This is a genomic window from Gammaproteobacteria bacterium (assembly GCA_022340215.1).
Lineage (GTDB): Bacteria > Pseudomonadota > Gammaproteobacteria > JAJDOJ01 > JAJDOJ01 > JAJDOJ01.
Genome location: JAJDOJ010000081.1, coordinates 1 through 6510, shown reverse-complemented (window position 1 = coordinate 6510; position 6510 = coordinate 1). Strand labels below are relative to the sequence as shown.

7 protein-coding genes are annotated in these 6510 nt (G+C 62.7%); 3 read left to right on the top strand and 4 right to left on the bottom strand.

Annotated elements, in window-relative coordinates; genetic code table 11:
- Window positions 1–160 precede the first annotated feature (160 nt).
- The 3 genes from LJE91_05960 to LJE91_05950 all read left to right on the top strand — a co-directional run bounded on the left by LJE91_05960 (window position 161) and on the right by LJE91_05950 (window position 2708).
- Window positions 161–628 (top strand): cytochrome c, encoded by a 468-nt coding sequence (locus LJE91_05960; GenBank protein ID MCG6868279.1) that lies wholly within the window; start codon window positions 161–163, stop codon window positions 626–628.
- Between the two features lie 30 nt (window positions 629–658).
- Window positions 659–1573 (top strand): cytochrome c, encoded by a 915-nt coding sequence (locus LJE91_05955; protein ID MCG6868278.1) that lies wholly within the window; start codon window positions 659–661, stop codon window positions 1571–1573.
- Window positions 1574–1691: 118 nt separating this feature from the next.
- The gene (locus LJE91_05950) at window positions 1692–2708 is read left to right on the top strand and encodes an adenosine deaminase (protein MCG6868277.1); all 1017 of its coding nucleotides are present in this window, start codon (window positions 1692–1694) and stop codon (window positions 2706–2708) included.
- Window positions 2709–2774: 66 nt separating this feature from the next.
- On the opposite strand, the gene LJE91_05945 is transcribed toward LJE91_05950, so the two are convergent.
- The 4 genes from LJE91_05945 to ngg form a co-directional block, all read right to left on the bottom strand.
- Window positions 2775–3572, bottom strand: coding sequence for a hypothetical protein (locus tag LJE91_05945; protein MCG6868276.1), 798 nt, complete (start codon window positions 3570–3572; stop codon window positions 2775–2777).
- A 59-nt stretch (window positions 3573–3631) separates the two neighbouring features.
- Window positions 3632–3937 (bottom strand): hypothetical protein, encoded by a 306-nt coding sequence (locus tag LJE91_05940; GenBank protein ID MCG6868275.1) that lies wholly within the window; start codon window positions 3935–3937, stop codon window positions 3632–3634.
- Between the two features lie 32 nt (window positions 3938–3969).
- Entirely contained in the window at window positions 3970–5079 is a 1110-nt protein-coding gene (locus LJE91_05935) for an osmoprotectant NAGGN system M42 family peptidase (GenBank protein ID MCG6868274.1), read from the bottom strand.
- A gap of 21 nt (window positions 5080–5100) precedes the next feature.
- The coding region (gene ngg, locus LJE91_05930) for an N-acetylglutaminylglutamine synthetase (GenBank protein ID MCG6868273.1) at window positions 5101–6510 on the bottom strand (1410 nt) is incomplete at its 5' end.

Below are 6510 nucleotides of genomic sequence, written 5' to 3'. Positions count from 1 at the left end.
CCATCCGTTCAATGGGGTCAGACTCGATTGATAGCCATCTATCAATCGAGTCTGACCCCATTGAACGGGCATAACGGGATGTCGGCGTTTGCGGCCGAGTCTTGTATGATTATCGCGGCAATACAGAATCTACAGAAATCGCATGAGGAGGAGAGGCGCCATGATCCCGAGGAACAACCGGATTGCAACCATCGGCCTGCTGATCGCCCTGGGTTCCCTTGCCGTAGTCGCGGCCGCGGAGGACGACCCGGATGCCATCGTCAAGTATCGCCAGGGGGTCATGAAGGCGCAGGGCGGCCTGATGACCGCCATGTCGCAGGTCGTGCGTGGCAAGGTCAAGAACCGGGACGACGACTTCAAGGCGTTTGCACAGGCCCTGACCTCGACGACCCGCGACATCCCGTCGATGTTTCCCGAGGGCTCCGATTTCGGCGAGACCGACGCGCTGGAGAAGATCTGGGAGGACTGGGACGCGTTCAAGAAGGCCGCGAACAAGGCCGATACCGAGGCCGCCGCATTGCTGAAGGCGTCCGAATCCGGCGACGACAAGGCGATTCAGAAGGCCTTCAAGGACATGTCGGAGGCCTGCAAGGGCTGTCACAAGGAATTCCGGGCCGAAGAGGAATAACGCGTTCTATAAGAAACCGCAGAAACCGCCGTGGATCGACGCGTTCTCGCGATCCTGCACGTCTTTGCCTGCGTGCCGCTATCCTCATCTGCAGCGATCGCCGGGCAGAGCGACCTGGCGCAGCGAGGCGAGCGCGTGTTCCGAGCCGCGGGTTGCGCGGCCTGCCACACGGATGAGGACAACGACGGCGCCTTTCTTGCCGGCGGGCGTGCGATGGAGACCCCCTTCGGCACCTTCTATACCCCCAACATCACACCCGACCCCGAGTTCGGTATCGGCGACTGGTCCGAAGCGGAACTCACCAGGGCGTTGACCCATGGGATCTCTCCGGACGGGGAGAACTACTATCCCGCCTTCCCCTATACCGCGTACACGAAAATGCATCGCGACGACATCACGGCGCTGAAGGCCTATCTCGACACCGTACCCCCGGTCTCGCAGTCGAACCGCAACCATGAACTGCCCTGGTACCTCTCGTACCGTCCGCTCGTCATGGCCTGGAACTGGCTCAATTTCACCCCCGGGAAATATCTCGACGACCCGGCACGGAGCGAACAGTGGAATCGCGGGGCCTATCTCGCCGAGGCGCTCTCGCACTGCGGTGAGTGCCACACCCCACGGGACTTTACCGGGGGACTCGATAGCGACATGACGAACGCCGGCACGACGGCCGGACCCGAAGGGGAGACCGTCCCGAATATCACGTCGGACCGCGACACGGGGATCGGAAAATGGAGCGAGGACGACATCGCCTATTATCTCGAGACGGGCATGGACCCCGGCGGCGACTACGCGGGCAGCCTGATGGCCGAGGTCATCGACGAGGGCCTCAGCCAACTGGGCAAGGATGACCTCGCGGCGCTGGCCCGTTACGTCAAGTCGATCCCTCCGGTACACAACCCGGTAAAAAAACGAAAGAGGTCGAAACGGGGCGAATTCGACTGACGCGGTGTTGTGTCCATGCCCCCGGTGGTGTTCATTTCGGCAGCCCGGCGGGAGTCGTGTCAACGCCGCCTCGGTAGCATTAGCACGTCAGATCACCATGAATACCAGGAGTCCGGCGATGCAGGCATTCATCAGGGACATTCCCAAGGCCGAGCTGCATATTCATATCGAGGGATCGCTCGAGCCCGAACTCATGTTCGAGCTGGCCACGCGCAACGGGATTCGGTTGGGCTTCTCCTCGGTCGAAGAGGTCCGTGCCGCCTACCGGTTCACCGACCTCCAGTCGTTTCTGGATATCTACTACGAGGGTGCCCGGGTCCTGATCGAGGAACGGGACTTCTATGACCTGACCTGGGCCTATCTGGAGCGGGCGCAGAGGCAGAACGTCCGGCACACGGAGATCTTCTTCGATCCGCAGACCCATACCGACCGGGGTATCCCGTTCGAAACCGTAATCACCGGTATTCACGGCGCACTGGTGGACGCGCGGGACAGATTCGGGCTCTCCAGCCGGCTCATCCTGTGCTTCCTCCGACACCTGAGCGCCGAGGCCGCGCTGAAGACGCTGAAGCAGGCGCTGCCATGGAAGGACCGGATCGTCGCGGTGGGTCTCGATTCCTCCGAGCGGGGCAATCCACCCGGCAGGTTCGCGTCGGTGTTCGATCGCGCGCGGGCGGAAGGATTTTTCACCGTGGCCCACGCAGGCGAGGAAGGGCCGCCCGCCTACATCGCCGAAGCCCTGGACCGACTCGGCGTGTCGCGAATCGATCACGGCGTGCGCTGTACCGAAGACCCGGAACTGGTCAGACGGCTGCGCGGGGAGCGCATTCCGCTGACCGTCTGTCCCCTATCCAACGTCAAGCTACGCGTCTTCGACGACATGAAGGCGCACAACATCAGGGAACTGATGGACCGCGGGCTCTGTGTCACCGTCAACTCGGACGACCCCGCCTATTTCGGCGGCTACGTCGCCGAGAACCTTCTTGCGGTGCAGGAGGCGTTCGCTTTGTCCCGGGAAGAGATCTACGGCCTGGCCCTGAACGGGTTCCAGGCCGCATTCCTGAACAGCGGACGAAGGAACGAACTGCTCGATGAATTGGAAACGTTTTATCGGGACAACGAAGATCGGACCTGAATGTCGGGTTAGCGCAGCGTAACCCGACCTACCCTCCTATCAGCTAACAGTACCGGAACCCCCTGTCTATTCATACAGGAAGATGTCCTTGTACGCGGCATAGATCGACGCGATCACGACAGGCGAGAGCACCAGCCATCCCAGCATGAGAGGGATCGATGCGATCAAGCCGAGGACGATCAGGACAACTCCGTAGAGCAGGAACGGAACGATGTTCCTGACGCACCCCTGAACACTCAGCTTCATGGACTGCACCACACCGACCTCGTGCAGGGCGACGAGTGCCGGCGCGAACCAGAAGGCCATGATCAGCGGAATGAAAAGCAGCATCGCCACCAGGGCGCCGATCAGCAAGCCGCTGCCTAGAACCTCCGGATCGATCTGCCCGCCGGCAGTCTCGGCCTCCTCGATGGCCTCCAGCGCCTCCATCCCACCCGTTCCCATCATGACGCCCATGAACACGAAACCGATCAGGATCACACCGAGCAAATAGAAACCACCGAGCCCGAGCAGGGGAGCGAACCGCTGCTGAAACCCCGCGAACAGGTGTCCGATCCGCAGGCCGTCCCCGTCGTCCTGGGCACGGCAGCCCATCATCACTCCACCCATGAATATCGCAGAGAGCAGGGTCGTCAACAGCGAGACGATGGGAATCAGGGACAGCACGATGGTAATGATCGCCCAGATCACGACGATTCCGATCCACACCGCCCACGCGGAGCCGAAGTAACCGAACCCCTCGGAGATCCAGCCCCATCCGCGTCCCGCGGCGACGGTTCGCGGTTCTCGCAACTCCCGATTACCGGTGCCCGCCTGATCCGCGACCTCTGCAGTCGGCGGTGAATATGGATTTTGTTCGCTCATTACCCTGCTCCCCTGCCAAGTTAAGAAAGATACCCGGATACTGAAGATAGAAACATAGTTCAACCATGGCGGCTTATCCAGAACGAATTCTCGCTCGCCGGTCCCCACCCGAGCGCATCGACGACCCGCTGGAACGTCATATCCGGCAGCGCGTCGATGCGCAACGACCGTCCGGCCAGGGGATGAGCAAGTCCCAGTCCGGTCGCCGCCAGCAGCAACCCTTCATTTCCGAACAACTTTCGAAAGAGGCGGTTATGGGCCGATTTGCCCCAGGTCGTGTCGACCAGCAGACCCGCGGGTTTGTGGACCGCCGCCAGGTGGTCGTCGAGAAATAGGAACGGCAGATCGATGCCGCTGTGGTCCACTGCCCGCTCCCTTTGAGAAGGCTGCTTTTTGCTCAGCCCGGCATGGTCGGAAACCCGGTATGCGGTCCACGCGGGGTGCGGTCACGCTCGTACAGGGGCGGAGACTGCATATAGACGACGACCAGTTCGGCGAGCGACTGCAAAGCGTCCCAGTGGATCCGCTCCCAGCCGTGCGAGGCATCGACGCCGAACGTCGCCAGCGCCGTGCGCAGATCGTTGCCGGCCTCGACCGCGGCGGCGCTATCGGAGCGGTAGTAGCGGAAGATGTCCCGCTGGTGCGGGATCTCGAATTCCTGGCAGAGCTGCAGGAGGCGGTGGGTCAGATGGTAGTCGAACGGACCGCTCATATCGGCCATGCTGATGGTGACCCCGTATTCACTGGAGTTCTGTCCCGGCGCCGTGGTGCCGTTGTCCAGGGTCAGCATCTCGGCGACGTCACCGTGCAGGATCGCCGAGGCCCCGGATCCCACCTCCTCGGAGATGGTGAACAGCGGGTGGCAGTCCAGGGGTAGGGTGACATCCGACTCGACGATGGCCTTGACGGCCCCGAGCAGCACGGCCACGCCAGCCTTATCGTCGAGATGACGCGAGACGATGAAGCCGTTTTCCATGATATCGGTCTGGGCGTCCACCGCGATGAAGTCACCGATGTGAATCCCCAGCCGCAAGAGGTCCTCGAGGCTGTGGCAGCGCTCGTCGATCCGCATCTCCAGGTTGCCCCAGCTCGACGGTTGCTCGTCGACCTCGGCGGCGAAGGTATGACCCGAGGCCTTCAGGGGCAGCAGTGTGCCACGGTAGCTGCGGAAATCCGCGAACAGCGTGACCCTCGCGCCTTCAGCGAAACGGGCGTTCCAGTGTCCCACCGGCACCACCTCGACACGCCCGTTGGGCTTCAGGCCCTTGACCATGGCGCCCAGGGTATCGAGATGCGCCACCACCGCCCGGTCCGGACTGCTGTGCTCGCCCTTCAGCGTGGCGCGTATGGCGCCCCGTCGAGTGAGTTCATATTCGACGTCGAGGTCTTCGAGCCGATCGCACATGAAGTGCACGACGCGATCGGTGTAGCCACTGGGACCGGGGATTCGCAGCAGGTTCACCAGGGTATCGAGGACGTAGGTCTGGTCGATCGGCAGCTTTTTCATGACCTTGAGTGCAGTGCCGCTTCAGCGGACTGCGGTCTGCGGAAACAACAGATCGATGAAGCGTTCCGCGGTGGGCTGGGGCTCGTGATTCGCGAGTCCCGGACGCTCATTCGCCTCGATGATGACGTACTCCGGCTCGTCCACCGCTGGAACGATGAAATCGAGACCCGTGACCGGGATGTGCAGTGCCCGGGCCGCGTCGACGGCGGCCTTTCCCAGCGTCGGGTGGAGCCGGTCGGTCACGTCGTGAATCGTGCCACCGGTGTGCAGGTTCGCAGTCTTGCGTACTACCAGGCGTTCACCTTCCGCCAGGACCGCATCCATCGAGTAACCTGCCTCTTTGACGCAGCGGTCGGTTTCGCGATCCAGCGGGATCCGGCTCGCTCCACCCGTGACGGCCGCCCTGCGGCGGCTTTGCTTTTCGATCAGCGTCCTGACCGGGTCCGAACCGTTACCGATGACCTGGGCGGGCCTGCGGACGGCGGCCGCAACCACCTCATTGCCGATGACAATGATGCGCAGGTCGTCTCCGCTGACGAATACCTCCAGGATCACGGTTTCGCAGGTCGCCTTTGCCAGCTCGATCGCGACGCGTAACGTATCCGTATCACGCACGTCCACGCTGATGCCCGCCCCTTGCTCGCCGCGAGCCGGTTTCACGACCACGGATTCATGTTTCTCCATAAAGGCCTGCGCCTGCTCAAGGTTCTCAACCGTGTGCTGCACCGGAACGCGCAACCCCGCCTGGCACAACACGCGGTGCGTCGTCGCCTTGTCGTCGCAACGGCTCATGGCGATCGCAGTGGTGAGCTCGCTCAGCGATTCGCGGCACACGATGCTGCGGCCGCCGAAGCTGAGCTCGAAATAGGCTGCCTCCTCGTCGAGGATCTCGACGTAGATGCCGCGCCTCTGCGCCTCGCGGATGATGATGCGTGCGTACGGGTTCAGGCCTTCACCGGTCTCCGTGCCGATGAACAGCGGTTCGTTATGGGGGTTCTTGTGCTTGAGGGCGAAGACCGGCACGCGCTCGAATCCGAGTTTCCGGTAGAGGCGGATCGCCTGTTGGTTGTCGTGCAGCACCGACAGGTCCATGTAGGCACGGCCGCGCGCCTGATAGTGCTCGGCGAGCTGACGCACCAGGGCCTGCCCGATACCGGGTGTGGTGGCCTGGGGATCTGCGACCAGGGCCCAGAGACTGGTCCCGCGTTCGGAGTCGCCGAACGCGGTCTTGTGGTCCACCCCCATCACGGCCCCGAGTATTTGCCCGTTTTCGGCGTCCACCGCCAGCAGGTAGGTCAGCAGGCGGGAGGCACGGTGTTCCCAGATGAACTCGCTGTCCGGCGGCACCATGTGCCGACGGATGTACAGATCGTGAACGGCCTCCGCATCCTCCTGGCTGTTGAGCAGACGGATGATAAAGCGTCTCGGCCG